19 protein-coding genes and 1 pseudogene are annotated in these 26,101 nt (G+C 73.1%); 9 read left to right on the top strand and 11 right to left on the bottom strand.

Going from position 1 to position 26,101, the window contains the following annotated elements; genetic code table 11:
• Nucleotides 1-71: 71 nt before the first annotated feature.
• The 3 genes and pseudogenes from WMF34_RS21870 to WMF34_RS21860 form a co-directional block, all read right to left on the bottom strand.
• Nucleotides 72-455, bottom strand: coding sequence for a DUF2752 domain-containing protein (locus WMF34_RS21870; protein WP_012236859.1), 384 nt, complete (start codon nucleotides 453-455; stop codon nucleotides 72-74).
• A 93-nt stretch (nucleotides 456-548) separates the two neighbouring features.
• Nucleotides 549-1,832 carry a hypothetical protein gene (locus tag WMF34_RS21865; RefSeq protein ID WP_269454246.1) on the bottom strand — a complete coding sequence of 428 codons (1,284 nt, stop codon included), beginning with the start codon at nucleotides 1,830-1,832 and terminating at the stop codon, nucleotides 549-551.
• 39 nt (nucleotides 1,833-1,871) lie between these two features.
• Nucleotides 1,872-1,937, bottom strand: a pseudogene (locus WMF34_RS21860) (zinc-ribbon domain-containing protein); the annotation flags it as partial.
• 668 nt (nucleotides 1,938-2,605) lie between these two features.
• On the opposite strand from WMF34_RS21860, the gene nuoE reads away from it, so the two are divergent.
• From nuoE to WMF34_RS21820, 8 genes are all read left to right on the top strand, one after another.
• A complete protein-coding gene (nuoE, locus tag WMF34_RS21855; RefSeq protein ID WP_044965469.1) occupies nucleotides 2,606-3,088 on the top strand; it encodes an NADH-quinone oxidoreductase subunit NuoE in 483 nt (160 codons plus the stop codon).
• A gap of 4 nt (nucleotides 3,089-3,092) precedes the next feature.
• Nucleotides 3,093-4,445 carry an NADH-quinone oxidoreductase subunit NuoF gene (nuoF, locus tag WMF34_RS21850; RefSeq protein ID WP_012236856.1) on the top strand — a complete coding sequence of 451 codons (1,353 nt, stop codon included), beginning with the start codon at nucleotides 3,093-3,095 and terminating at the stop codon, nucleotides 4,443-4,445.
• On the top strand, nucleotides 4,442-5,080 hold the full coding sequence (locus tag WMF34_RS21845; protein WP_012236855.1) for an NADH-quinone oxidoreductase subunit J family protein: 639 nt from the start codon (nucleotides 4,442-4,444) through the stop codon (nucleotides 5,078-5,080). The genes nuoF and WMF34_RS21845 overlap by 4 nt, the downstream gene beginning before the upstream one ends.
• On the top strand, nucleotides 5,080-5,391 hold the full coding sequence (nuoK, locus tag WMF34_RS21840) for an NADH-quinone oxidoreductase subunit NuoK (protein WP_012236854.1): 312 nt from the start codon (nucleotides 5,080-5,082) through the stop codon (nucleotides 5,389-5,391). The genes WMF34_RS21845 and nuoK overlap by 1 nt, the downstream gene beginning before the upstream one ends.
• Before the next feature lies 1 nt (nucleotide 5,392).
• The gene (nuoL, locus tag WMF34_RS21835; protein ID WP_437994442.1) at nucleotides 5,393-7,957 is read left to right on the top strand and encodes an NADH-quinone oxidoreductase subunit L; all 2,565 of its coding nucleotides are present in this window, start codon (nucleotides 5,393-5,395) and stop codon (nucleotides 7,955-7,957) included.
• Complete coding sequence (locus WMF34_RS21830) at nucleotides 7,954-9,969, top strand: complex I subunit 4 family protein (protein ID WP_012236852.1); 2,016 nt, start codon at nucleotides 7,954-7,956, stop codon at nucleotides 9,967-9,969. Before nuoL ends, WMF34_RS21830 begins: the two co-directional genes overlap by 4 nt.
• Nucleotides 9,966-11,492 carry an NADH-quinone oxidoreductase subunit N gene (locus tag WMF34_RS21825; protein ID WP_012236851.1) on the top strand — a complete coding sequence of 509 codons (1,527 nt, stop codon included), beginning with the start codon at nucleotides 9,966-9,968 and terminating at the stop codon, nucleotides 11,490-11,492. The genes WMF34_RS21830 and WMF34_RS21825 overlap by 4 nt, the downstream gene beginning before the upstream one ends.
• A gap of 195 nt (nucleotides 11,493-11,687) precedes the next feature.
• Nucleotides 11,688-12,692 (top strand): hypothetical protein, encoded by a 1,005-nt coding sequence (locus WMF34_RS21820; protein WP_231864982.1) that lies wholly within the window; start codon nucleotides 11,688-11,690, stop codon nucleotides 12,690-12,692.
• Nucleotides 12,693-12,728: 36 nt separating this feature from the next.
• Here WMF34_RS21820 and WMF34_RS21815 read toward each other — a convergent pair whose 3' ends face one another.
• Nucleotides 12,729-13,949: a tetratricopeptide repeat protein gene (locus tag WMF34_RS21815; RefSeq protein ID WP_437994441.1), complete on the bottom strand. Its 1,221-nt coding sequence runs from the start codon at nucleotides 13,947-13,949 to the stop codon at nucleotides 12,729-12,731.
• The gene (hisC, locus tag WMF34_RS21810; RefSeq protein WP_437994440.1) at nucleotides 13,940-15,031 is read right to left on the bottom strand and encodes a histidinol-phosphate transaminase; all 1,092 of its coding nucleotides are present in this window, start codon (nucleotides 15,029-15,031) and stop codon (nucleotides 13,940-13,942) included. Before hisC ends, WMF34_RS21815 begins: the two co-directional genes overlap by 10 nt.
• Before the next feature lie 91 nt (nucleotides 15,032-15,122).
• On the opposite strand from hisC, the gene WMF34_RS21805 reads away from it, so the two are divergent.
• Complete coding sequence (locus WMF34_RS21805; RefSeq protein ID WP_437994439.1) at nucleotides 15,123-16,061, top strand: hypothetical protein; 939 nt, start codon at nucleotides 15,123-15,125, stop codon at nucleotides 16,059-16,061.
• Nucleotides 16,062-16,076: 15 nt separating this feature from the next.
• Here the strand turns inward: WMF34_RS21805 and WMF34_RS21800 are convergent, their stop codons facing one another.
• The 6 genes from WMF34_RS21800 to WMF34_RS21775 all read right to left on the bottom strand — a co-directional run bounded on the left by WMF34_RS21800 (nucleotide 16,077) and on the right by WMF34_RS21775 (nucleotide 25,888).
• Nucleotides 16,077-20,228: a PAAR-like domain-containing protein gene (locus tag WMF34_RS21800; protein WP_012236846.1), complete on the bottom strand. Its 4,152-nt coding sequence runs from the start codon at nucleotides 20,226-20,228 to the stop codon at nucleotides 16,077-16,079.
• A 104-nt stretch (nucleotides 20,229-20,332) separates the two neighbouring features.
• Nucleotides 20,333-21,238: a hypothetical protein gene (locus WMF34_RS21795; protein ID WP_437994438.1), complete on the bottom strand. Its 906-nt coding sequence runs from the start codon at nucleotides 21,236-21,238 to the stop codon at nucleotides 20,333-20,335.
• Between the two features lie 510 nt (nucleotides 21,239-21,748).
• Nucleotides 21,749-22,750, bottom strand: a complete 1,002-nt coding sequence (locus WMF34_RS21790) for a hypothetical protein (RefSeq protein WP_437994437.1) — start codon at nucleotides 22,748-22,750, stop codon at nucleotides 21,749-21,751.
• Entirely contained in the window at nucleotides 22,747-23,754 is a 1,008-nt protein-coding gene (mvaD, locus tag WMF34_RS21785; RefSeq protein ID WP_012236839.1) for a diphosphomevalonate decarboxylase, read from the bottom strand. Before mvaD ends, WMF34_RS21790 begins: the two co-directional genes overlap by 4 nt.
• Nucleotides 23,751-24,779, bottom strand: a complete 1,029-nt coding sequence (mvk, locus tag WMF34_RS21780) for a mevalonate kinase (protein WP_437994436.1) — start codon at nucleotides 24,777-24,779, stop codon at nucleotides 23,751-23,753. The genes mvaD and mvk overlap by 4 nt, the downstream gene beginning before the upstream one ends.
• The gene (locus WMF34_RS21775; protein ID WP_437994435.1) at nucleotides 24,776-25,888 is read right to left on the bottom strand and encodes a polyprenyl synthetase family protein; all 1,113 of its coding nucleotides are present in this window, start codon (nucleotides 25,886-25,888) and stop codon (nucleotides 24,776-24,778) included. Before WMF34_RS21775 ends, mvk begins: the two co-directional genes overlap by 4 nt.
• Nucleotides 25,889-26,101 lie beyond the last annotated feature (213 nt).

The raw sequence follows: 26,101 nt of genomic DNA, 5'->3' as shown, positions 1-26,101 counted from the left end.
CGCCGAAAACGCCGATCTGGACCCGTCTCCTGTGCGGGTGACCGTCGCTCTGCGCTGCAGGGGGCGACGCTCTAGACGGGGACGGGGCCGCCGAGCGCGCCGAGGAAGCGCGCGATCCAGACGGCGAGCATCAGGACCGCCAGCGCGATGCCGAGCCGCGTGACCCACGCGCCCTGCACCCCCTCGGCGGCCGCGATGCGGCCGTCCTTCACGTAGATCGCCGCGTTGTACGCGAGCGCGGCGATCACGAGCGGCGCCATGACCGGAGAGAGAGGGTGGAGGCGCAGCGCGTCGGCCAGGTGGCCCTGCGCGAGGGCGAGCGTCGCGCGGGTGAGCCCGCAGCCGGGGCAGGGGTGGCGGGTGACGATCGCGAACGGGCAGAGCGGGGCGCCGCAGGCGACGAGGAGACCGAGCACCGCCGCCACCGTGCCCAGGCGCGCAGCGCGGCCGCGCACGTGCGCCGCGCTCCATCGGGACAGGGCCGACGGAGCGGGCGAACGGGCTTCGGTCGAGCTGGACGGCGACACGGCGGAGGACCGCGGCGCGGGTCAGGCGGCGTTCGGGTCCCAGACCTCGTTGAGGTCCTTCGCGAGGGCGTAGAGCGGGAGGAAGACGTAGAGCACGATGCCCTCGGCCTGCTGGTTGCGCGAGCCGGCCATCTGCTTGGCCCGGGTCACCTGCTCCGGCACCTTCACCCAGAGGAAGTAGTAGTTGAGGAACGGGATGAAGAGGTACCAGGGCTTGAACTCGGGGTCCTTCGTCGCCTGCTGGAGCTCGTTCAGCATCGCCCACATCTGCCAGAGGGCGTAGAGGAAGCAGACCATCCCGATCACGCACACCGTGACCGGGTTGCGGATCTCACCCTTCGCGCCCGGGGCCATCGAGCCGCCGCCGCCGTACACGCCCAGGTTGCTGGCAGCCTGGCCGAACTGGCCGGGCGCCGACATCTGAGCGCCGCCGGGCGACCCGCCGTAGCCGGGATCGCTCACGCCCGGAGGGCTGCCATAGCTGCCGCCGGGCGGCCCGCCGTAGCCGCCGCCCGGAGGGCTGCCATAGCCGCCAGCCGGCGATCCGCCATAGCCGCCGCCCGGAGGGCTGCCGTAGCTGCCGCCCGGGGGGCTGCCGTAGCCGCCGCCCATCGGGTCCTGGCCCGGAGGCGGCCCGTACCCGCTGGCGCCGTGCTGCGGAGGCTGCCCGTAACCGGGAGGCGCACCGCCAGGCGGCTGCCCGTAGCCGGGCGGCTGCCCGTAGCCAGGCGGCTGCCCGTAACCGGGCGGCTGCCCGTAGCCGGGAGGCGCGCCGCCGGGGCCGCCCATCGGGTCCTGGCCCGGGGGCGGTCCGAAAGGATTCCCACCCGGGCCGCCCTGCGGGGGCTGCCCGTAGCCGCCGGGCGGAGGGAACGCGCCGGGCGGCGCGCCCGCGGCCCCGCCCATGCCGCCGGGCGGCTGGCCCGGGGCGCCGTACCCCGGCAGCTGGTCGATCGCCATGGTGCCGCCGAGCGGGTTCACGCCCTGGGGCTGCTGGCCGAACGGCGCATAGCCGCCCGACGGGCTCGCGGCCGCGCCGCCGAAGGCCGGGCCAGACGGCTGCTGTCCGCCGGGGGACGGCGAGCCGTAGCCCATGCCGGGAGGCGGCGGGGCAGGGGGAGGCCCCGCCGAAGCGCCGAGCCCCGCCGGCGGGACGCCGACCACCGTGCCGGCGAGGCCCTGCGGCGGGCTCGGGATCGCGGCCATGCCCGGCGGCGCTCCGGCAGGAGGCGCCGGAGGCGGAGGCGCCCCCGGCGCGCGCGGACCCGCCGCGCCCGCCCCGGAGGACGGCTGACTCATCAGCATGGTGCCCTTGAACTTCGGCGCGGCTGCGCTCTTCAGGTTGTAGCCGCACTTCGTGCACGTGGACGCCGTTTCCGAGTTTTGCGTCCCACAATTCGGACAGAACACGCACCACCTCCGGCGGGGGGTTCGCTGCTACGGATATCCGCGCCCCTGCGCGTCGTAATGGGCGCCGAGGGTAGTTGAAGCGCGTTCCGGTTCTCAAGTGAAAGACGAAGAACGCTGCGGACTTCTCGGCAGGCTACGCGGTCTTCGTCAGAAAACCCAGGGAGTACCGCGTAGCCACGTGCTCCAGGCGGAGGGCGGGGATTCAGGCGGGGGGCCGCGGGGTCGTCGACGACCACGACCACGTCCACGTCCACGTCCACGTCCACGTCCACGTCCACGTCCACGTCCACGACTACTAGGAGAACGATCGAGGGGGCGGCCACCTCGGGGGGGAGAGGTCCGGTTTCTGGGCAGCGGCGGGCTTTGTGTGGTCCGCTTTTATGTTTCCCCCCCGGCGCGCCTTGACAGTGACCACCGTCGCTCACTAGCGTGCCCGCGCCTCGGGACGGCTCCGTACGACGGACAACCGAATGCCCGGCCGCCGGTGCGCGGGGCTGTCCGCCTCCGGCAGGCGCCTCCAGATCGGAGGCGCACGAGGTAGCGCCCGGTCTGCCGGGCGGACCCTCGCTGAAAGGGGCCCGCATTGCGGGGTCCCGACTGCATGTGGAAGCGGGCACGCCGCGAGCGCGGCGCGCCCAGGGAGCCAGCGGACCGTGCCAACAGCCGACATGACCGAACAATTTGCTCTGACCGCCGAGCGGCGAACCGAGTTCGAGAAGATCCTCGCGCGCTACCCGAACCGCCAGGCCGCGTGCATCCCCGTGCTCCACCTCTGCCAGGAACAGGAGGGGTGGGTCTCCGAGCGGGTGCTCCGCTGGGTCGCCGAGCAGCTCGGCCTCTCGGCGGCGCACGTCCAGGGGGTCGCGACCTTCTACACGCTCTTCAACAAGGAGCCCGTCGGCAAGCACCAGGTCTGGGTGTGCCGGACGCTGAGCTGCGCGCTGAACGGCGCGGATCAGGTGCTCCACCACTGCGAGAAGCGGCTCGGGATCCACGCCGGCGAGACCACGAAGGACGGGAAGATCACGCTGCGCACCGCAGAGTGCCTCGCCTCGTGCGGCACCGCCCCGATGATGCAGGTCGATCGCGACTACCACGAGGGCCTCACGCTCGAGAAGGTGGACGCGATCCTCGATCGGTTGACGAGGTGACGAGATGCTCCGGCTGACGCGCTATCTGACCAAGAACTACGACACGCCCGACGGCCACAAGCTCGCCGTCTACGAGAAGGGCGGCGGCTACCAGCAGGCGAAGCGCGCCCTCGGGATGACGCGCGAGGCGCTCGTCGAGGAGATGAAGGCGGCGAACATCCGCGGCCGCGGCGGCGCCGGCTTCGCGATGGGCGTGAAGTGGAGCTTCATGCCGTGGCCCCCGAAGCCCGAGCGGCCGCACTACCTCGTCATCAACGCGGACGAGGGCGAGCCCGGCACCTTCAAGGACCGCACCCTGATGGAGAAGAACCCTCACGCCGTCGTCGAGGGGTGCATCATCGGGTGCTTCGGGATCGGCGCCCACGCCGCGTACATCTACGTGCGCGACGAGCTGCACCTCTCGAAGGCGCGGCTCTGGGGGGCCATCGAGGAGGCGCGCGCGAAGGGCTACCTCGGCAAGCGCCCGTTCGGGATCGACTACCCCGTCGAGGTCTACGTCCACACCGGCGCCGGCGCGTACATCTGCGGCGAGGAGACGTCGCTCCTCAACTCGCTCGAGGGCAAGCGCGGCGAGCCGCGGCTCAAGCCGCCGTTCCCCGCCCAGTTCGGCGCGTTCGGGATGCCGACGACCGTGAACAACCTGGAGACGATCGCGGCCGTGCCCACGGCGCTCGAGCTCGGGGGGGAGAACTTCTCGAAGCTCTCCTCGCTGCACCACCTGAAGGACGGCGGCTGCCGGCTCTTCGGCGTGAGCGGCCACGTGAACAACCCCGGGATCTTCGAGGCCGCCGTCGGCGTCACGCTCCGCGACCTCATCTACGAGTACGGCGGCGGCGTGAAGCACGGCAAGCTCCTCGGGGTCATCCCGGGCGGCTCGTCGTGCCCGATCCTGCGCGCCGACGAGGTCGTCAACGCGCCGAGCGACAAGTCGCCGCTCCACCCGTGGCACGGCCAGAGCGTGCTCGACGTGCCGCTCGGCGTGGACACGTTCCGCGCGCTCGGGACGATGCTCGGGACCTGCTGCGCCATCGTGCTCAGCGACAAGGCGTGCCCCGTCCTCGCGATGCACAACCTGATGCGCTTCTACCGCCACGAGTCGTGCGGCCAGTGCACGCCGTGCCGCGAGGGCAGCGCCTGGATCCACCGGATCCTCGATCGCATCGTTCACGGCGAGGGGACGATCGAGGAGCTCGATCGGCTGCACGAGATCGCCGACAACATCATGGGCAACACCATCTGCGCCTTCGGCGAGGGCACGGCGATGCCCGCGCTCGGCTTCCTCCGGAAGTTCCGCAAGGAGTTCGAGGCGTACATCCAGACCAAGGGCCGCTCGTCGACAGGGGTGCTTACGCCGTGAAAATCTTCGAGTTCGCCTTCTTCGGGCTGGCGTCGCTGCTCGTCCTGCTCGGCGGCCTGGCCACGGTCGCGGCCAGGAACCCGATCCGCGGCGCGATGGGCCTGCTCACGTCGATCGTCGGCATCGCGGGGCTCTACCTGATGCTCTCGGCGGAGTTCCTCGCCGCGATCCAGATCCTCGTGTACGCGGGCGCGATCGTCATCCTCTTCCTCTTCGTGATCATGCTCCTCGGCCCGTCGGCGACGTCGCCGCGCGACGCCCGCACCGCGGTGCCGCGCTACGTGGGCGCCGGCGTCCTCGGGGCGAGCAGCATCGGCGCGCTCGCCCTGGTCGCGAGCGCGTCGAAGCCCGGGGTCTTGGCCGTCCCGGCCGCCCCCGAGTCGCTCGGGACCATCGAGGGGCTCGGGCACGAGCTCTTCACGAAGGGGATCGTGCCGTTCGAGCTCTCGGGCGCGCTGCTCCTCGTCGCCGTGATCGGCGCCGTCGCCGTCGCCCGCGGCAAGCAGGTCGACCCGACGCTGCTGCCCGCCGGCGAAGGCCCGGACACCGCGTCGCCCGAGCCGGGCGATCAGGGGGCCTCGCAGCCGGGCGCCCTCGCGGGACACGCCACCCTGTCGGCGAAGGAGCCGCACTGATGATCTCCGTCCCCATCGAGTACTACCTCGTCGTCGCGGCGGTGCTGTTCCTGATCGGGTCGATCGGCTTCCTGCTGCGCAGGAACCTCCTGGTCCTCCTGATGAGCATCGAGCTGATGCTCAACGCCGTGAACCTCACGCTCGTCGCGTACAACCGGGTGCACCCGCACGATCACGCCGGGCAGATCTTCACCTTCTTCGTCATCGCCATCGCGGCGGCGGAAGCCGCAGTCGGTCTCGCGATCGTGCTCGCGTTCTACCGCATCCGGAAGACGATGCGCTCGGACGACGCCGATCTCCTGAGGAGTTAGCGTGGAAGCCCTGAGAGTCTTATTCCCCGCGTCCGAGTTCGCGCTGCTCGCGGTCATTCTGGGCCTGCCGGCGCTCGGCGCGTTCGTGAACGGCCTCTTCGGCAAGCGCCTCGGCAAGGACGCGGTCCGGCTGATGGCGCTCGCCGCGCTCGGCGGCGCCTTCCTGGCGGCCGTCACGACGTTCCTGATGCTGCCGCACGAGGGCGGCAAGCTCACCTGGACGGCCTGGCGCTGGTTCTCGATCACCGGCCGGATGGGCCAGTCGATCCCGATCGACGTCGCCTTCAGCGTCGACGGCCTGAGCGGGACGATGATCCTCGTCATCACCGGCGTCGGCTTCCTCATCCACCTCTACTCGTCCGCGTACATGCGCGAGGACCCGGGGTACTACCGGTTCTTCGCGTACCTGAACCTGTTCATCTTCTCGATGCTCGTCCTGATCATGGGCGACAACCTCGCCGTCCTCTTCGTGGGATGGGAGGGCGTCGGCATGTGCAGCTACCTGCTGATCGGGTTCTGGTTCAAGGACGACAAGAACGCGAGCGCCGGCAAGAAGGCGTTCGTCGTGAACCGCATCGGCGACTTCGGCCTCCTCGTGGCGATGGCGATGCTCGCCTACTACACGGGCACGCTGAACTTCGACGGCATCGCGGCGAACGCGGGCAACCTGCTCGCCGCGGTGAAGATCTGGCCGATCGGCAACATGTCGGCCGACACCGTGCCCGGCTTCCTGAGCTTCCTCATCCCGTCGCAGCCGGTGCTCGTGTACGCGGGGACGCTGGCCGCGCTCGCGCTGTTCCTCGGCTGCGCCGGCAAGAGCGCGCAGATCCCGCTCTACGTCTGGCTGCCCGACGCGATGGCCGGCCCGACGCCGGTCTCCGCCCTCATCCACGCCGCGACGATGGTGACCGCGGGCGTCTACCTCGTGGCCCGGCTCTCGGCGGTGTTCGTGCTGTCGCCGTTCGCGATGGCGGTCGTCGCGGTGACCGGCGTGGCCACGGCGCTGTTCGCGGCCTCGATCGGGCTCTTCCAGAACGACCTGAAGAAGGTGCTCGCCTACTCCACGGTGAGCCAGCTCGGGTTCATGTTCATCGGCGTGGGCGTCGGCGCGTTCGCCGCCGGCTTCTTCCACGTGCTCACGCACGCCTTCTTCAAGGCCTGCCTCTTCCTCGGCGCCGGCTCGGTGATCCACGCGATGCACGCCCGCATCCACGACACCGACCAGTCCCAGGACATGCGCAACATGGGCGGCCTCAAGAACCACATGCCGCTGACGCGCTGGACCTTCCTCCTCGCGTGCCTCTCGATCGCGGGCTTCCCCGGGTTCGCCGGGTTCTGGTCGAAGGACGAGATCCTGTGGCGCGCCTTCTCCAGCCGGATCGAGTCGGTCTCGACGCGCGGGCAGCCGGTGTGGCAGTGGCCCGAGTGGCTCGGCCCGGCGATCTACTGGGTCGGCATCCTCGCCGCGACGATGACCGCGTTCTACATGTTCCGCGCGTACTTCCAGACGTTCCACGGCGAGTTCCGCGGCTGGACGATCGTGCGCGGCTGGAAGGACCCGCACCCGCACGGCCACCACGACGACCACCACGGGCACGCGCACGGCGAGAAGCTCGAGGGCCCGGAGCCGCACGAGTCGCCGCTGCCGATGACGATCCCGCTGATCGTGCTCGGGGCGCTGTCGGTCTTCGCCGGCTTCCTCATGGCGGAGCCGCTCGTGCACCTCACCCACAACCACGCGTTCGCGCCGCTCGCGCACCTGCTCCAGCCGGTCTTCTCGCTGACGGAGCGGGCGGTGAAGGCGCGCGAGGGGGTGGAGGGGCTGCTCTTCCCGATGATGCTGCCCGGCGTCGCGGCCTGCTTCACCGGCATCTTCCTGGCGATGCTCGTGTACTGGAACAAGCGCGGCGAGCCCGAGCGGCGCTTCGCCGAGAGCTTCCCTGGGCTCTACCGGCTCATCTACGACAAGTGGCGGATCGACGAGCTCTACAACGCCACGGTGGTGGGCATGGTCGACGCGATCGCCGACATCTTCACGATGGCCGACAAGTGGATCATCGACGGCATCATCGCGAAGCTCTCCGCGGCGCTGGTCGGGTTCTTCGGCACGGTGCTGCGCGCGCTCCAGACGGGCCGCGTGCAGGTCTACGCCGCGTCGATGGTCATCGGCCTCGCCGGCGTCGGCTGGTTCCTCGTCAAGCCGCACGCGGACGCGAACGTCGATGACGCGGAGCTGCGCCGGTCCGGCGAGGTGAGGCTCTCGGCCGCGCCGGGGCTCGGCTACCGGTACCGCTGGGAGGCGCCCGGCCTGCCGGCGCGCGACTTCTCCGAGGCGGCCGACGTCACGGTGAAGCTCGAGCCCGGCGAGACGAAGGACGTCGTCCTCCGCGTGCGCAACGCGTTCGACCGCGAGGCGACCGAGACGTTCTCGTTCTCCAGGCCGACGGGACGCAAGACCCCCGCGGGCCCGACCACCATGCTGGGCTCGGACGTGCCCGCGCTGCCCCCGGGGGCGACCCCGGCGGAGCAGATCCATGACCTGATCCAGCCGAGAGGCCTGCAATGAGCGCGCTCGACCTCGTAACGCACTACTGGCCGGCGCTCGCCGCCGGCGTCGTGGGGGCGATCCTCCCGCCGGGCGACGGGCAGGGCGCCGACGGCGCCCACGCCGGCGACGATCACCACGGCGGCCACGGTGACGACCACCACGGCGACGACCACCACGGCGACGAGCACGGAGAGGCCCACGCCGCCGCGGGGTACACCCCGTGGCAGCGGGCTGGCCTCGGGCTCATCGCGGCGCTCACGGTGCTCTTCGTGCAGTGGCTCTGGCCGTCCGGCGCCGCGGCGGAGGCGGCGGAGGCGACAGGGGAGTGGTCGTCGCTGCTCAACGTGCTCATCGGGCTGCCCTTCGTGGGCGCCGCCGCGGTGCTTTTCATGCCGCGGCAGCTGCTCTCGCTGCTCCGGGGCTTCACGCTGGCCGTGCTCGGCGCCGGCTTCCTCGCCTCGCTGTGGCTGCTCACCGTGCCGATGACCGTGGGCTGGCACTTCCAGTCGATCAAGGAGTGGATCCCTGCGCTGGGCATCCGGTGGCACGTCGCCATCGACGGCATCAGCCTCTGGCTCGTCCTGCTGACGACGTTCATCGCGCCCATCGCGGCGTACGCGTCGTTCGGATCCATCAAGAACCGGATCAAGGAGCTCTGCTTCTGCCTCCTGTTCCTGCAGGGGGCGATGCTCGGCGCGTTCGTCGCGCTCGACCTGTTCCTGTTCTTCCTCTTCTGGGAGCTGATGCTGGTGCCGATGTTCGTGATGATCGGCATCTGGGGCGGCGTCGAGAAGATCAAGGCGGCGATCAAGCTCTTCGTCTACACGATGGCGGGCTCGATGCTGATGCTCGCGGGCATCGTGTACCTCGTGTGGGCGAACCAGAAGCTCACGGGCGCCTACACGTTCGATTACCTGGCGCTCTCGCGCGTCGTGCTGCCCCGGGGCGCGCAGATGCTCTGCTTCTGGGCGTTCTCGATCGCGTTCTTCATCAAGGTGCCGATGTGGCCGGTGCACACGTGGCTGCCGGACGCCCACGTGCAGGCGCCGACCGGCGGCTCGGTGATCCTGGCCGCGGTGATGCTGAAGATCGGGACGTACGCGTACCTGCGCTTCTCGATGGGCCTCTTCCCCGGGCCGGCCTCCAGCCTCGCGGCCAACCTGGCGGGCATCGCGATCCTCGGCGGGGTGATCTACGGCGCGCTCGTCGCCTGGAAGCAGTCCGACGTGAAGCGCCTCGTGGCGTACTCGTCGGTCGCCCACCTGGGCTACGTGATGCTCGGGCTCTTCGGCGTCACGCCGAGCGGGATCCAGGGCGCGGTGATCCAGATGGTGAACCACGGCGTCTCCACCGGCGCGCTCTTCCTCCTCGTCGGCGTGATCTACGACCGCCGGCACACCCGGGAGGTCTCGGAGTTCGGCGGCCTGGCCAAGGTGATGCCGGTCTACGCGACGCTCTTCCTGATCGTGACGTTCGCCTCCGTCGGCGTGCCCGGCACGAACGGGTTCATCGGCGAGTTCATGATCATCATGGGGACCTACGCCTCCGAGCGCCTCGGGACGTTCAGCGGGATCCACACGATCGGCGCCGCGGCGGGCGTCATCCTCGCCGCCGTCTACATGCTGAGCGTGGTGCAGAAGATGTTCTTCGGGCCGCTCACGAACCCGAAGAACAAGCACCTGCCCGACGTGACGCCCCGCGAGGGCCTCGCGCTCGCGCCCCTGATCCTCATGATCTTCGTGATCGGCCTGTTCCCTGCGATCTTCCTCGATCGGATGAAGGAGTCGGTCCTGTCTACTTACAACCAGTTCAAGGTCGTCTCCGGGCAGGCGATCCTCTTCGCGGACGAACGGAACGCGAAGCTCCTGCCCGAGGACACGTTCTCCCCCGCCTTCCTGAAGGGGGCGCCCTCGCTGGGCTCCGGTGAGGGCGAGGCGGGGGCGGGTGAAGACGAGCAGGCTCGGCGCGATCGGGGCGCGCGCCGAGGAGACGGCGCGCTCGCGGCGCGCGCGGGGGAGGCGGCGCGATGATCCTCGGACCGTACATCGCGGTATCGCCGCTCATCGTCATCTCGCTCGGCGGCGCGCTGCTGATGCTCGCGGAGGCGTTCTCGCACCGCCGCGAGGAGTCGCACGATCGCCGCTCCGGCCCCTCGTCCGACATGGCGCTCGGGACCGCGATCACGCTCCTCGCCGGGGCGGTGTTCTCGGGCGCGGTCGGGTTCGTCGGCCCCGAGACGCTGGAGGGGTTCGACTCGCTCGCCCCGTACCTGGTCATGGACCGGTTCACGCTGTTCTTCTCCTTCGTGCTCTGCCTGGGCGGCGCGCTGGCGGCGCTGCTCGCCGGGGGGTACCTCCCGGAGCACCGGCTCGATCGCGGGGAGTTCTACCCGCTACTGACCTTCTCGACGGTCGGGGCGATCATCCTCGCCGGCGCGGGGGATCTGCTGACGCTCTTCCTCGGCCTGGAGACGATGTCGCTCGGGGCGTACGCGCTGACCGGGTTCCGCCGGACGTCGCCGCGGAGCACCGAGGCGGCGATCAAGTACTTCCTGCTCGGCTCGTTCGCGGCGGCGCTGCTGCTGTACGGCGGCGCGCTGATCTACGGGGCGACGGGGCACACCGACCTCGCGGGGATCGGCGAGGCCATCGCGGGCGCGAAGGGGGCGGCGGCGCCGAACCCGGCGCTGCTGCTCATCGGGGCGGCGCTGGTGCTCGTCGGGCTCGCGTTCAAGGTGAGCGCGGTGCCGTTCCACATGTGGACGCCGGACGCGTACGAGGGCGCCCCGACGCCGGCCACGACGTTCATGGCGGTGGCGGTGAAGGGCGCGGCGTTCGCGACGCTCCTGCGGGTGCTGCTCGGGGCGTTCGGCAGCCCGGCGCTCTCGTCGTGGGCCGCGGGCTGGCCGCCGGCCGTGGCGGTGATGGCGCTGCTCACGATGACGGTCGCGAACCTCATCGCGGGCCGGCAGGAGTCGGTGAAGCGGATGCTCGCGTACTCGAGCATCGCGCACGCCGGGTACCTGCTCGTGGGCGTGGCGGCGACGGTGCGCGCGAGCGAGGACGCGCAGGCGAGCGTGATGTTCTACCTGCTCGCCTACACGGTCTCGACGGTCGGCGCCTTCGGGACGCTCATCCTCTGCGGCAGCCGCGGGGCCGAGGCGGTGAGCTACGAGGACCTCTCCGGCATCGGCAAGCGGCACCCGGTGGCGGCGCTCGCGTTCTCGCTCTTCCTGCTGTCGCTGGCCGGCGTGCCGCCGACCGCCGGCTTCTTCGGCAAGCTCTACATCGTCAAGGCGGCGATGGGCGCGGAGCTGTACACGCTGTCCGTGGCGCTGCTCCTCAACAGCGTGCTGTCGGCCTACTATTACCTGCGGGTGCTCGTGTACATGTACATGCGCGAGCCGGCCCCGGGCGCTCCGATCGCCCGGCCGATGCGCTCGGGCTACGTCAACGCGGCCCTGGTGGTGTCCGCGGTGCTCGTGATGGTCCTCGGCATCTGGCCGACGACCTCGCTCGGGATCGCGGTCCGCGCGGTCCTGGCGTCTCGCTAGACCTCCTCGAACACTCACGTCTGTCGCTGGTTCCGCCGGGGGGGCTCCTCTCCGAGGGCCTGCCGCTGTCATCCGCGGGGCACCGCGTCGCCAACTGATTTGGCAGCGGGGGGTGATGGTCGCCGTGGGCGCGCGTTTTTTTGCGATGAATCCGCGGTGCTGCGCGGGGCGCGCGAGTTGCTAGAGTCGGCGCCGATGCGAACCGGCGACAAGCTGCAGAGAAGAGCGGGCAATGCGAGGATGCGAGCGGCGTGCGTTGCGCTGCTCGGAGCGCTCGGGTGTCAGGGAGGGAACGCGAGCGGCGGCGCGACCGCGGGGAGCGCGACACCGGCGGGAAGCGCGGTGCCTGTGGCCACGGGGAGCGCTGCGCCGGCGGCTGCAGGGAGCGCTGCGCCGGCGGCCGCGGGGAGCGCGAGCGCCGGCGCTGTGGGGAGCGCGCAGGCCGGGGCGGGCGAGGCGCGCGACATCTCGCTGACCTCCGAGGACGTCGCGAAGGTGATGAACCCGAAGCGACAGGCGCCGTACAGCGGGCCCACGGGGACGCTGCGAGGACGCGTCACCATCAAGGGCGACCCGCCGCCCGATACAGGGCTCAGCTTCCCCATCGGCAAGTGCGGTGAGGCCGCCGCGACCTACGGGCGGCTGTTCCGCGTCGGACAGCAGAACGGGGTCGCCGACGCGCTCGTCACCGTCGTCAACTACAGCGGCTACGTGCCGGAACGCGAAGAGGCGGAGAAGGTGACCATCCACGGGTGCGCGTTCTCGAAGCGGACCGTGGTCATGTCCTATGGCCAGCGGCTCGAGGTCGCGAACCTCGATCCCCTGGAGCCGTACATGCCGAACCTCGAGGGCGCCCCCTTCATGGCGGTCCTCGTCGCCGTGCCGCAAGGCGACCCGGTGAAGTTCTACCCGCCGCAGCCAGGCTACTACCACCTCGTGGACAAGCTGCCGAAACCGTTCCTCAAGGCCGAGGTCTTCGTGCTCAAGTTCGCGACCCACGACGTGACCGGGCTCGACGGCAGCTACGAGATCAAGGGCATCCCCGTGGGCAAGGTGCTCACCGCCGCGCTGCTGCCGGCCATCGATCAGGACGTGAAGAGGGAGATCGAGATCAAGGAGGGCGAGAACACGCTCGATTTCGAGCTCAACTTCGATCTCAAGAAGTACAAGGAGAAGCCGCACACCAGGCCCTCGCCTTGAGGTCCACGGCGGGGGCACGCGGCGCTGACCCGCCCATCAGGGGGCGCCGCTCGCGAGCTCTCGGTGGACGCGCCGCTCGACCTCCTGGAACAGCGCATCCCCGGCGACGAGCGCAGGGGGCGGCGGCGGGCCGAGCCAGGTGAGCGCGGCGTCGCGGCCGACGCGACGGAAGAGCAGCTCGGCAAAGAGGAGCCGGGCGAGCCGCGAGGGGGCCACCGTGGGGCCGCCCGCCGCCGCGGGCAGGTCGAGGGCGTCGCAGGCCCGCGCCAGCGCGTCGAGATCGCCGCTCAGATCGGCCGCCACCGCGAGCGCCACGAGCGCCTCGGCGCTCGCCGGATCGGCCGCGGAGACGAGCTCGGCCTGCTCGCGGGCCTCGCCGATGCGGCCCAGCGCGGCGGCGCGCACCGCGACGTCGGCGGGCGTCAGATCCGCGTCGCGCGCCAGGCGGCGGGCGCGGCGCAGCTGGCCCAGGACGAGCGCCTCGTCGACCTCGGCCAGCTGCCCCCGTGGCGGGATGCGCCGCCCCAGGACGGCTGCTCCCGGCGCAGCCAGCTCCCGCAGGCGCCGCGCAGCCTGCTCGGCCGCCGCGCGATCGCCCGCCTCGACGGCCGCCGCGTGCAGCGCGCGCCACGCCTCCGTCGACCAGGGGCGCCGCACCACGAGCGCCCGCAAGGCGAGGCGCGCGTCGCCCGTGCGGCCCAGCCGCCGCAGGATCTCGGCCCGGAGCAGGGCGCCGTCGTCACGATCCGGATCGAGCAGGATCGCCCGATCGATCCGCCCGAGCGCCGCCTCGAGCCGCCCCGCCGAGAGATCGCAGCGCGCCTGCTCGCGGTAGGCCGGCTCGTAGTCGGGCTCGATCGCGCGGGCGCGCTCGAAGGCGGCGCCCGCCGCCTCCCCGCGCCCGAGCCGGCAGCGCGCGGACCCGATACGGGTCCAGATGTCCGCGCTGTCGGGGTCTCCGTTCTCCGCCAGCTCGTACGCCTCCAGCGCCGTCGCGAGATCGCCGCGCGCCTCGGCCTCGGCGCCGATCGCATACAGCGCATAGGCGTGCGCCGCGATGTAACGACCCTCGATGATCTGGCCGTCGATCGAGCGCGCGACCCGGGGGGCGGCGCAGCCGGCAATGGACGTCAACGCCGTCAACGCCGTCAACGCCGTCAACGCCGTCAACGCCGTCAACGCCGCGCGCACCGCGAGCGGCGCGAGGAACACGCGCGGCGCGCGCCGCGCGGCGGAGCGCGGCACGGCTACGCGCACGCGGCGATCTCTGCGAGGAGGCGATCGTTCTCCTCCGGGAGGCCGACGGTGATGCGGAGCCGGTGCGCGAGGCGCCCGCCCGCCGCGTGGAAGCTGCGCACGAGGACGCCGCGCGCCGCGAGCGCCTCGAAGACCTCGCCGGCAGGGCGGCGCGTGCCGATCCAGAGGAAGTTGGCGTGGCTCGGCGCGACCGAGAGGCCGAGCGCGGCGAGCCCGGCCGCGAGGCGCTCGCGCTCGGCCGTCACGGCGGCGGCGGCGCGGCGGAGCTCGCCGCCGAGCTCCCGCAGGGCGAAGGCGGCCGCGCGCTGCGACGGGGTGGGCAGGTTGTAGGGCTGGCGGACCTTGTCGAGCTCGGCCACGAGCTCCCGGGCGCCGATGAGCCAGCCGATCCGCAGCGACGCGAGGCCGATCTTCGAGAGCGTCCGCAGCACGGCGACGTTCGGGTGCTTGCGCAGGAGGGCGAGCTGGTCGCGCGGGGCAAAGTCGATGTACGCCTCGTCGACGATCACGAGGGCGTCGCTCGCCGCGGTGACGACCGCCTCGAGGCGGTCCTCCGACATGAGCGCGCCCGTCGGGTTGTTGGGCGAGGCGATGAAGACGACGTTGGGGCGCGCGAAATCGACGGCGCGCCGGAGGCCCGCCACGTCGAGATCCCAGCCGGCGTCGAGCGGGACCTCGACGACGCGCATCCCGCGCGCGCGCGCGCTCAGCTTGTACATGACGAACGTGGGGCTGACCGTGACGATGCTCGCCGCGTCCGCGCCCTGCCGCGGGCGGCTGAGCGCGGTGAGCACGATCGAGATCACCTCGTCGGAGCCGACGCCGGCCAGGATCTCGTCGGGCTCGGCGCCGCAGTGGGCGGCGATGGCCTCGCGGAGATCGAGGGCGCGCGCGTCGGGGTAGCGGCCCCAGTCCTCGGGCGCCGCGGCGCGCGCGAGGGCCGCCCGCGCCTCGGCCGAGAGCAGCGGCGGGCTCTCGTTGGCGTCGAGGCGCACAGGGAAATGCCCCGCGACCGGGGTGTAGGCGTGGAGCTCGGCGAGCTCCGGACGAAGCAGCGCAGGGAGGAAATCGGGCAGCGGCATGGCTCGGTCCACGGTCGTCGCGGGCGCGGCGATGAGGGGAGGCGGAGGGGAGCGGTATACTATCCGCCTCCTTCCAGGACCAGAGGACCTCATGCCCACGATGAGCCGCGCGACCGTGCTCGTGCCGTCGCTGTCGTCCCCCATCGCTCCAGACCAGACCCTGATCTTTTCGCCGGATTTCCCTCTGGAGGAGCGAGCGGGGGAGGCGTCCGCCGTGTCGCGCGCCGCCGGGTCGCCCTGGTCGGTCGCGCGCGTCGGCGCCGCGGCAGAGGCGCTCCGGGAGGTGGCGCAGGAGGGCGCGCGCAGGTTCGGGCCGCTGCCTGAGGGCGCGCTGCCGGAGAGCGCGCCCGGAGACGCCCTCGGGGCGTACGCGTTCTCGTTCGTGCGCCCGTCGTTCGCAGCGCCCTTCGCCAGCCGGCGTGAAGGTGTCCTCTTCGGCGAGCGCGTCCTGCCTGCGTTCGGGCTCTGGAACGACGTCGACGACGCGACGTGGTCGCGGGCCGCGGCGCAGCTGACGGTGCATCGCCACAGCGGCCCCGACGACTTCGTGATCGAGATGGAGGCCAGGGGTGATGAGCGCGTGGTTGTCGCCCGGTGCCCGCGCCCCGAGACGCTCGGGGCCGTCGTCGCGAAGGTCGTGGCGACGGCGCGGAGGCCGAGGGGCTGGCTCGGGAGATGGTTCGGCGTGAAGCCCTTCGACCGGCGCTGCGCGCTGAAGATCCCCCCGATCGACCTGTGCGCGGCCCGTGTGCACGAGGAGCTCGCCGGCAAGCCGCTCGCGGACGGGGATGGCCGCCGGATCGGGGACGCCCGCCACGCCGTCCGCTTTCGCCTCGGCTGGGACGCGCTCCCGCCGACCGAGGCCGGGCCGCTCACCCTCGGGCGCGGCGATATGTACGAGCGCTACTTCGTGTGCGACGGCCCGTTCCTCGTCGTCGTCCTGGGTGCGCCGCCGCAGGACGAGGTGCGGCTCGCCGCCTGGATCGGGTCGCCGGAGCCGCTCGAGGGCGCGACCGCCGGCGCGCCCTGAGCGGCGGGCCGCCCGTCACTGCCCGAACGTGTACCAGCGCGGCTTGATGTCCTTGATCAGGTGCCCGCCGCCGCTGACGTGCAGGCCGCCCGGAGCGTTGCCGGACCCGAGTCCCGTCGGCATCCCGCTGACCAGGCCGGAGGCGCCCGCGTTGCCCATCGCCCCGGCGGAGGCCACGCCAGGGACGCCCTTCGCTGTCGCGCCGGACGTGGTCGCGCCGGTCCGGTCCGCGACCGCCTGGGCGACGCTGCGGCCCATGAAGTTCGGCTTCGTCCCGCCGTTGCACGTGACGACCTCCACGCGCGCTCCAGGCATCTTCCCGTTGAACCCGGCGGCGTTCAGCTTGTCCGCGAGCTGGGCCCCCGAGATCTTCTTCCCCGCCCACTCGACGCTGCCCGGCCAGCCGTGGGTGTCGACGACGACATCGGTCTCCCCCTTGAGGCTGCCAGGCACGACCTGGTTCGGCTTGAGGATCGTCGCGCCCGGGTACTTCGCCGCGTACTGCGAATAGTAGGCGTTGTGGAGCTTGGGATCGTTCGAGGCCGTGATGATCGTGAGCAGCCCGAGCGGGTCGATGAAGAGCGTCGGGTTCGGGACGAAGCCGATCTCCTGCAGCGAGCCCGAGAGGCCGATGGGATCCGGCGTGATGAACACGCGCAGGTCGGGCGCGTAGTAGCGGTACCGGTTGTAGTGGAGGCCGGTGAGCTCGTCGGCGCGCTGCCCGGCGAAGCGGAGCGCGCCCGGCTCGCCGCGCTCGTGGGCGACCTCGCCCCAGGTGGTGAGATCGAGCTCGGTGATCTCGCCGGCCGCGTCGAGGGTGAGCCACGGCGTCCCCGCGGCGTCGGTCGCCACGAGGCGGAAGCCCGCGCCGCCCTGCGACTCGAGCAGCGGCACGTGGCCTGACGCGTCGAAGACACGGCGCGTGACCTGCCCGCCCGAGGAGCGCTCCTCGACGATGCTGTCGCCGTCCCAGCCGAACCACGTGCTCCCCTGGCCGACGATCTCGGCCACGCGGCGGCCGAGCGCGTCGTAGATGTACTGGATCTTCAGCCCGTCGCCGCGCACGGCCTCGGTCAGCCGATCGTTCTCGTCGAAGGCGTACCGCCACGTGCGCCGCGGATCGGGCGCGTCCCGGCCCGAGAGCCGGCCAAGCCGGTCCCAGGTCAGGACCTGATCGCCCGCCGCGCGCGGCCGCCCGCCGGCGCCGACCGACGCTTCACCCCGCGCGATCGCCGTGCCGTGCGGCGAGTAGGAGAACGCCTCCGTCGCGCCGAGCCCGCGGACGTCCACGGGCCGCCCGTGCGCGTCGAGCTCGTAGCGGCGCTCGCCGCGCTCGCTGTCGATCACGGCGGCCAGCGCCCCGACCGGGTGCCAGCGGTAGGCGCGGGAGCGGACGACGTCGCCCGGCGCGCCCTCCACCTGGATCTCCACGGGGAAGCCCTCGGCGTTGCGCCGGGTCAGGATGGCGCCGGCGCCACCGTCGCGCCGGCGGGCGCGCTCGCCGTCCTGCTCGTCGCGCTCGAAGACGAAGCGCTCGGCAGCGTCCGGATGGCCGACGCCCATCGCGGCGACCCGTCCGTACGCGTCGTGCTCCAGCGCCACGCGCCAGCCGGACGAGTACCGGCGCGCCACGAGCTGGCCGCCCTCATCGTAGTCGTAGCTCGTGACGAACTTGAAGCCGCCGCACGTCTGGGTGTCCCGCAGGATCGCGCCGCGCTCGTCGTACGCGAGCTCCGTCGTGCAGGCGCCGTTCGTCGCGCGCGCGACGCGCCCCAGGGCGTCGTACTCGAAGCGCTCGACGAGGCCCGACGAGTACTCCCGCGCGACGACGTTGCCCGCGCCGTCGCGCGAGAGGCGCACGATCGACTCGTCGGGGCGGAGGATCGACACGAGCCGGTCCGCGCCGTCGTACTCGTAGCGGTACTGGAGCCCGGTGAACGTCGTCTCGCGGACGAGGTTGCCGGACGCGTCGTACTCGAACGAGCGCCGCTCGCCCGCGGCGTTCTGCATCCAGCTCAGCCGGAGGAGCGCGTCGTAGCCCATGGTCCAGCGCGAGCCGTCCGGCAGCACCTGCTCGACGAGCGCGCTGGCCACGTAGCGGTAGTGCGCGCGGCCGCCGCCGGGGTACGAGGTCGCCGTGCACAGCCCGAGCCCGTCGAAGGCGTGCTCGGTGCGCTGCCCGCTCGGCCCCACGGCGCTGACGATGTTGCCCGAGGAGTCGTATTCGAGCGACGTCACCGCGCCTCCGGGCGACTCGATGCGCACGGGCATGCCCAGGAGATCGTACACGTAGGTCCACACGCGCTCTCCCTGGGCGTAGCGGACGAGGTTGCCGTGAGCGTCGTACTCGAGCGTGTCGACGAGGCCGCTCGGGTACGTGATCTTCGTGTTCTTGCCGCGCGCGTCGTACTCGGCCGTCGTCTTGCCGCGCGCGTCCTCGATCTCGACGACGCGCCCCCGGCTGCGCCGCTCGGTGGAGCGGTGGCCGTTCGGGGCGATGGTGGTGACGCCCTGCCGCTCGTCGTCCGTCTGGTACCGGACCGTGCCGCCGCCGTCGCTGAGGGAGATCAGCCGTCCGGCGAGATCGTGGCGGCGTCGCTGCGTGGCCCCGGCGCCGTCGGTAACGGCGATGAGGCGCCCGACCCCGTCGTACGTGAACAGCATGGAGTAGCCGCGCGGGTCGACGTAGCGCTCGACGAGGCCGAGCGCGTTGCCCTGGTAGCGATGCACGTGGCCGAGCGCGTCCGTCACCGTCGTCTGGTGAGGCTCGGGCCCGTACGCGACGCGTGTGTGGAAGAGGCCGCGGGGACCGCCGGCCGCGTGCGCCTCGGGGGCGCCGAGCGCGGCGAGGAGGTCGCCGCCGGGCAGCTCGCCCCAGGTCTCCACGCAGCGCCGCTCGCCGCCCGCGTCCTGGTACACGAAATGGAAGACGACGCCGTCGGCCCGCGTCTCCGAGCGCAGGTAGTGCTCGTCGTCGTAGCTGAACCGGGTCTCCGCGCCGCCCACGTCGATGACGCGGACGAGGTCTCCGCGCCCGTCGAGCTCGTAGGTCACGAGGCGCCGGCGGTGCTCCTTGCCGCCCTCGTCCGCGACGGCGACGGACCAGATGCGCAGGTTCCCGTCGCGGGAGACCTCCGCGCGGCGGCCGACCGAGTCGGTGATGGCCACGACCTCGTCGTGATCCCACTCGACCGTGGCCGCGTTGCCGAAGGCGTCGCGCAGCTCGGCGAGCGCGTACGCCCGCGGATCCGCGGTGGGCCGGAGGATCCGCGCGAGGTCGTCGCCGAGGTCGACGACGATCGCGTCCCCGTCGAGGTGCACCTTCCGGCCGTGGGGGAGGAGCAGCGCTTCACCGGCCGCGGGCAGCCGCATCTCGGTGCGGCGCTGCTGGTCGTCGACGAGGACGAGGTGATCGCCGTTGCGCTCGGCGCGCCAGGCGAGGCTGTGCGACCAGCCCCACCCGAGGCCGCAGCGGTGGCGCACGGCCGAGGTGCTGTAGGTGCGGATCCACTGGACCCAGAGGAACCCGGTCAGCGTGAAGTCGGCCGCCGGGATCGTGAACAGCGTCCCTGTCACGACGTCGATGGGATGGCCCGCGGCCGCCTGGCCCTCGGCGCCCGGCGGCGCCGGAGGGCTCGGCGGCGCGGCGCCGCTGTTGCTGCCGCCGCCGCCCCCGCCGCCGTTGCCGCCGCCTTGCGGGCTGCCCCCGGGCGGGCCCCCGGCGCCGCCGCCGCCGCCCCCTCCGCCGCCGCCGCCCCCGCCTGCACCGCTCGCGCTGGCGCCGGCGCCGACGGTGATGCTCTTGTTCATCTGGCCCATGCTGCCGGTGATGCCGGCCATGCCGAGCTCGATGATGACGTTCGGCGCGCCGAGCCACGGGAAGCAAGGCCCGCCGGTGTTGAGGCTGACGACCTCCTTGAGCGTGCCAGGCTCGTTGCCGTGGCACGCCTTCATGCAGCCGCCGACGGTGAGGATCTTCGCGCCCTCGATCTTCGTGCGCATGCACGGGTCGATGATCCCCTCCGCGACGGTGCCCATGGTGGGGTAGGGGATCGGCAACGGGCTGGGCGCGGCCGGGGTCAGACACACGCTCACCGCCATACCGGTCATCTGGTGACCGGATTTCTCGGTGATGGTGTCCATGTGGAGGGCAGTGACCTTACCCATGGTGGGTAAGGATGCTCTCACGCCCCTGAACGGGTCCGCAACGGCGAGCACGTCCTCATCGCGGCACGCGGCGCGACGGCGGGATCAAGGCGTCACGAGCGGGATCAACGCGCGACGAGGCGCATCGGAGGGCGGCTGTGCTGGATGTGCTCGGTCTCGAGCTCCTCGAGCTCGAACGCCCTGTCCATGTCCATGTCGAGCTCCGCGAGCTCGCGCTGCGTGCTCTCGCCGTTGTCGAGATCGTCGAGCTCGCGCATGAACCGGTCGATCTCCACGCACGTCGCGGGCGAATCCACGGGCGTCATCGACTGCTCGTGCATGAGCTGGATGAGCTCCAGGATGGTGGCGAGCTTCTGCGAGACGACCTCCAGCCCCTCGCGGGTCTGGCTCCAGCACTCGGCGCGCCGGTAGGCGATCGAGAGGCGCCGCTCGGACAGCCCGCGGGTCCGCCCCGCGGACGTGCTCCGGACCGCCTCGAGCGAGCGGATCGTGTCCATGAGCTCGCCGTGGTTGGTCATCGCGAGCGACTCCTGGCCGGCCTTGTGCGCGATCGCGAGGCGGATGTAGCTCATGATGAGGCGGCTCAGGCCGAAGCCCTCGTCGAGCAGGGGCGGGACCGATCCGCCGCGGCGCCGGATGTTCTCGCGGGTGCGATCGATCAGCCGGTCGAGCCGCGCGAGCTCCTGCTGGTGCCGGATGTCCATCTGCCGGATCAACGACTCGCGCGCCCTCGACCAGGCCGCCCGATCCACCTCGTCGAGCTGCGCGTCGATGCTGCGCCGGAAGAAGCCGCGCCAGGGGACGACGCACAGGATCACGAGCTCGGCCCCGAGCCCGAGCAGCAGGAGCAGCGGGCTCCAGCCGATGAAGCTCAGGAGGAGCGCGCTCCCCACGACGAGCAGGTTGTACGGGTGGACCAGCACCCGCCCCAGGTACGTGCTCGCGGTGCGCCTCCGCAGCGGTGCGACCTGGACGCCGAACGCTGCCAGCATGGCCCTCGACTCGGCCATGCTGGCGCCAAGCACATCCTCCAATCGGCAAAGCTCTCGATCGCACGTCGTCATGGAGCCCCCCTCCTCACCTGGTCCTCTGGTCCTCGTGCCACCTCACCCCGTTCACCACCCCCCGCGGCCGAACCGCGACCGACGGCCGGCGGTCCGGCGCGCCTGCGCGCGCCCCCGCGCCGATCCGTCACCGCGCTGTGAACGCAGGTCACGCCCGCCGAGCCCGCGCCGGCAGCCTCCTGCCCGCGGAGCCCGCCTTGGAGGACCGGGCGCCCACCGCGCTCATCGGCCGTCCAGGCGGTATCACCATGAAAACTCAAGCTTTCACGGCGGCGCTGCAGCATCGCCGGCTCCACGAAGTCCATGCTTTCCCTGCTGTTCGCGTCCCGAAGGCCTCATGAAGGACCGCGGTGCGTCGCCCGAGCGCAGCGCCGCGGTCGATCCGGGAGCGAGCAGAGCGGGCTCCGTGCCAAGCGCTCCGGCACCGCGCGGCGCACGATCGGCGAGGGGACGCGCTCAGGCGGGGAGCGGAGGGGCTGCGTCCAGCACGTGGACGCCGGGGGCGCCGAGCGACATCGGCACGCGCTCGAGGCCGGCTTCACGCGCCGCGGCGAGCCATGCCGTCGAGGGCGGCGCGCCGCCGACGAAGAGGGAGACGTCTCCTCCGCCCGCGCCGCTCGGCGCGATCGCCGCGCCCTCGGCGGCCGCGGCGGGGCGGAGGCGCCTGAGCGCGGGGGTGACGATCGGCGCGCCCGAACGGTCGCCGAGCTCGGCGAGCGCGTCGACCTGCCGATCCAGCGCGGCCACGAGCGCGCGGGCGTCCGCGGCCACGACTGCGGCGCGCGCCCCCTCGGCGGCCGCGCCGAGCAGCGCGCGGTGCGCCTCCGGCTCGCGGGCCGCGAGCGCGCGCACGCGCTCGAGCATGGCGCTCGTGCGCGCCGAGGCGTCGCTGGCGAAGACCTCGATCACGAGGCCGCCCGGCAGGGCGTGCGGCGCCACGTCGAGCTCGCCGCCCGGCCCGAGCCGGCAGCAGAGCACGCCGCCGTGGACGCTCGCCGCGACGTCCACGCCGCTGCCTCCGCCCTGAGCGAGCCGGTGCGCCGCGAGCGCGTCGAGGAAGAGCGCGCGGGGGTCCCACGCGGGCGCGCGCTGGACGCGCTGGACGCCGCGCGCCGCCCGCGCCTCCGAGGCCGCCGCGGCGCGCGCGGCGAGCGTCGCGACGAGGATGGCGGCGCTCGATCCGAGGCCCAGCTTGCGGCTCGCGTCGCGGGGCGGCGCGCCCGGCGAGGCCAGGGGCGGCTCCGGCTCCGCCGAGCGGAGCGCGGACGCGTCGAACCACGCCGCCGCGTCGAGCGCGCCGGCGTCGATCGCGGCCTGGACCTCGTCGGTGACGAGCGCGGCGGGCCGCGCCGGGTCGGCGAGGACGTACCGATCGACGGCGGCCACCAGCGCGGGCGCGCCCTCGAGCACGGCGTAGGCGCCCGAGAGGACCAGCTTGCCAGGCGCCCGGACGATCACGCGCCCCCGGACGAGGGCGCGAGGCGGGCTCCGCCGCCGGGGACCGCCGTGATGGTGCGGAGGACGCCAGGGACGGCGAGCAGCGCCGCGCCCACGGCGGCCTGCGCCTCGGGCGTCGTGAAGACCTTCACGTGCGGGCCGGCGTCGATGGTGAAGAACGCCGGCGTCCCCTGGGCGCGGAGCCTCCGCACCGCGGCGATCACCTCGACCGTGGCGCCGGTCCAGTAGAGCAGGCCCGGCGAGGCGGCGATGCTCGAGGCGTGCATGCACAGGGCGCTCGCCTCGGCCGCGGCGCCGAGCGCGGCGAGGTCGCGCGCGAGGACCGCGGCGCGGACCGCGTCGAAGAGCGACGGCGCCGCGTCCACCCACGCGGGGAAGTAGGGGCTTGTCATCGCGGTGTGCCGCATGCCGTCGCTCGAGCCCACGTCCTTCGGGCCCTCGCGCGTCACCGCGATCACGACCGCGAGCGGCCAGTGGTCCTCGGGCGCGAGCGGCGTCGCGGCGAGCGCCTCGTCCCCGGGGCGGCCGGCGCGGAGCTCGACGAAGCCGCCGAACGCGGAGCGCGCGGCCGAGACCGAGGTCTTCCTCGCGAGATCGCTGACCAGCGCAGGCGCGGTGGGCAGGCCCGCGGCGGCGCTCGCGGCGAGCGCGAGCGCGGCGAACGCCGACGCGCTCGAGGCGAGGCCCGCCGCGGTGGGGAAGTCGTTCCGGCTGACCACGCGGGCGCGCTCGCGCCGCCCCGAGGCGGCGCGGACCCGGTCGAGGAGCCCGGCGACCCGGCGCGTCGCCTCCGCGTCCGGCGGCAAGGCCGCGCCGCCGAGGTGGAGCTCGTCGCGGTCGAGCGACGCGTCGAAGGCGACTTCGGTCGTCGTCGCCATCCCGGCGAGCGTCACCGAGAGGCTCGGGACGGCGGGCAGGTTGTGGCCATCGGCCCGCTTGCCCCAGTACTTCGCGAGGGCGATGTTCGGATGGGCGATCGCGGTCGCCCGGCTCACGACGCTCATGCTTGCTCCTGTGACTCCGTCCTCGTCACGCCCGCCTTCACCCGGGTGACGAAGCCGCTGTACCCCGCGTCGCGCCAGGCGGCGAGCACGCGGTCCGCGGCGCCGTTCGACGCCGCCGCCCCGCGGTCGCCCGGCGGAGGCGGCGGGAGCAGCGCGATGACCGAGCCGCCGCCGCCGGCGCCGGTGAGCTTGGCGCCGAGCGCGCCGGCCTCGCGCGCGAGCTTGCACAGGGCCTCGATCGCCTCGGTCGAGACGAACATGCCGGCGAGGAGCATCTGGTTCAGGTCCATCAGCCGCCCGAGCGCGACCGCGTCGCCCGCCTCGATCGCGAGGGCGGCGTTCTCGACGAGCGCGGTGATGCCCGCGATGGACGTCGCGGCCAGCGTGGGCTTGCGCTCGAAGAGCCTCGCCACGAGCTCGACCATGCTGCGCGTGGACGAAGACACCCCGGTCGAGCCCACGCAGAGCCAGAGGTCGTCGCGCGGGGCGACGGAGGTGGCGCCGTGCGCCCGGGTGAAGCGGAAGCAGCCGCCGCGGGCCGCGGCCGTCGTGTCGATGCCCGACGGGTTGCCGTGGAACACGCGCTCCCAGGCGGCGGCGGCGTCGGTCACGGCGGCGGCGTCGGCCGCGGTGTGCGCGGCGGCCGCGCCTTCGGACGCGGTCCGCGCGGAGGCCGCGGGCGCGCGCGCGAGCGCGGCCACCGACCGGGCGATCGCGACCCCGAGCGCGGCCGAGCTGCCCAGGCCGCCGCCGGGCGGCAGATCGCTCTCGGCCTCGACGCGCACCGGGCCGACGTCGGGCAGCGCCCCGAGGAGCGCCGCGAACGCCCGCGCGACGTCCTCCTCGGCCGGCGCCGCGCGGAGCTCGCGCCCGCCGAGGAGGAGGGCGCTCGCGCCGGAGCAGCGGGTTGCCCGCGCGCGGGCGCCGCGCTCGATGCCGGCCGCGAGCGCGGGCGCCCCGTACACGACGGCGTGCTCGCCGAGCAGGATGACCTTGCCGGACGCCTCGCCGAGCGCCTCGGTCATGCGCCGGTCCACCGGAGCGCGCTCGCGGCCCCGCACAGGATCTGCCGCGCCGGCGCGCTCACGGGCAGCGAGCGCGCGAGGACCTCGGCCTCGCCGCACAGGGCGGAGAGCCGCTCCTCGACCGCGCGCCGCGCGCCGCACGCCTCGAGCGCGAGCGTCGCGGCCGCCACGGCGTCGTCGCTCGCTTCCTTGCGGCCGAGCGCGCGCTCGACGGCGCTCCGGCCCGCGGGGTCGAGGCGCCCCTCGGCCGCGGCCAGCACGGCGGTGCGCTTGCCGGCGCGCAGGTCGTTGCCGACCGGCTTGCCGGTCGCGGCGGCGCTCCCGAAGGTGCCGAGGAGGTCGTCGCGCAGCTGGAAGGCGACGCCCACGGGCGCCGCGAACCGCTCGAGCGCCGCCACCGTCTCGGCCGGCGCGCCGGCCAGGGTGGCGCCGAGCGCGAGCGGGCCGCGCACCGTGTAGCTGCCGGTCTTGAGCGCGTGCATCTGCTCGACGTCCTCGGCCCGGCCGACCACGTCGAGGTGCTGCCCGATCACGACGTCCTCGTGCATCTTGCAGAACAGCCGGACGGCCGCGAGCGTCGTCTCCGGCGGCGCGTCCGCGCCCGCGAGCGTGCTCAGCGCGAAGCTCCAGGTGAGGTCGCCCGCGAGGATCGCGGACGAGGCCCCGAGGTGCGGATCGCCGAGCGTCTCGGTCAGCGCGACGTGGACGGTGCGGTCTCCGCGCCGGACGGTGTCACCGTCGATCCAGTCGTCCTGGATGAGCAGGTACGTCTGGAGCAGCTCGAGCGCGACACCGGCGTCGATCGCGGGGCCGAGCGGCGCGTCCGGCGCGACGCCCTGGTAGGCGGCGACGAGCAGCCCCGCGCGGAACCGCTTGCCGCCGCGCAGGGTGAGGCTCCGCGCCTCGGAGACCATGGCCTCGACCTCGCGGCCGTAGCGCTGCACGGAGGCCGCCTTGTCGCGCCAGCGCTGATCGAGCGCGGCGTCGACGCGGGGGCGGATCGAGGAGAGAAAGTCGAGGAACAGGCGCGCGCCGGGATCCGCTGTCCCTTCGAGCGTCCGATCGCCGGCGCCGGGCGCGCTCTCTCCGTCCTTCGTGTGCGCTGTCATGGAATGCGCGGCAGCCTAGGAGCCGGACGCGAGGCGGTCAATCTCGGCCGAGAGCGCGGGGAGTCGCGCCGCGGAGCGGCGCGGCCGAGGTGGCTTGGGTCGTGCAATGCGTGGCGCTCGCGTCGCGGGCCGCGAGCGCCGCGCGGAGGCTCCCTGCGAGATCGCTCGTGCGGAGTTGCGCGCCGAGCCTCGCCGTGGCCGCAGGGAAAGGGG

The sequence above is a fragment of the Sorangium sp. So ce145 genome (assembly GCF_051525985.1).
In the GTDB taxonomy this organism is placed as follows: Bacteria; Myxococcota_A; Polyangia; order Polyangiales; family Polyangiaceae; genus Sorangium; species Sorangium cellulosum_B.
This window is presented reverse-complemented; position numbering and strand designations above follow the sequence as displayed.

Excerpts from the sequence above, each read along its gene's own strand:
- WMF34_RS21820 (WP_231864982.1), top strand. The coding sequence starts at position 11,688 with ATGCGAACCGGCGACAAGCTGCAGAGAAGAGCGGGCAATGCGAGGATG.
- mvk (WP_437994436.1), bottom strand. The coding sequence starts at position 24,779 with ATGACCGAGGCGCTCGGCGAGGCGTCCGGCAAGGTCATCCTGCTCGGC.
- WMF34_RS21800 (WP_012236846.1), bottom strand. The coding sequence starts at position 20,228 with ATGGGTAAGGTCACTGCCCTCCACATGGACACCATCACCGAGAAATCC.
- WMF34_RS21825 (WP_012236851.1), top strand. The coding sequence starts at position 9,966 with ATGATCCTCGGACCGTACATCGCGGTATCGCCGCTCATCGTCATCTCG.
- WMF34_RS21865 (WP_269454246.1), bottom strand. The coding sequence starts at position 1,832 with ATGCTGATGAGTCAGCCGTCCTCCGGGGCGGGCGCGGCGGGTCCGCGC.
- WMF34_RS21795 (WP_437994438.1), bottom strand. The coding sequence starts at position 21,238 with ATGGCCGAGTCGAGGGCCATGCTGGCAGCGTTCGGCGTCCAGGTCGCA.
- WMF34_RS21775 (WP_437994435.1), bottom strand. The coding sequence starts at position 25,888 with ATGACAGCGCACACGAAGGACGGAGAGAGCGCGCCCGGCGCCGGCGAT.
- nuoE (WP_044965469.1), top strand. The coding sequence starts at position 2,606 with ATGACCGAACAATTTGCTCTGACCGCCGAGCGGCGAACCGAGTTCGAG.
- WMF34_RS21830 (WP_012236852.1), top strand. The coding sequence starts at position 7,954 with ATGAGCGCGCTCGACCTCGTAACGCACTACTGGCCGGCGCTCGCCGCC.
- WMF34_RS21805 (WP_437994439.1), top strand. The coding sequence starts at position 15,123 with ATGCCCACGATGAGCCGCGCGACCGTGCTCGTGCCGTCGCTGTCGTCC.
- nuoF (WP_012236856.1), top strand. The coding sequence starts at position 3,093 with ATGCTCCGGCTGACGCGCTATCTGACCAAGAACTACGACACGCCCGAC.
- hisC (WP_437994440.1), bottom strand. The coding sequence starts at position 15,031 with ATGCCGCTGCCCGATTTCCTCCCTGCGCTGCTTCGTCCGGAGCTCGCC.
- mvaD (WP_012236839.1), bottom strand. The coding sequence starts at position 23,754 with ATGAGCGTCGTGAGCCGGGCGACCGCGATCGCCCATCCGAACATCGCC.
- nuoK (WP_012236854.1), top strand. The coding sequence starts at position 5,080 with ATGATCTCCGTCCCCATCGAGTACTACCTCGTCGTCGCGGCGGTGCTG.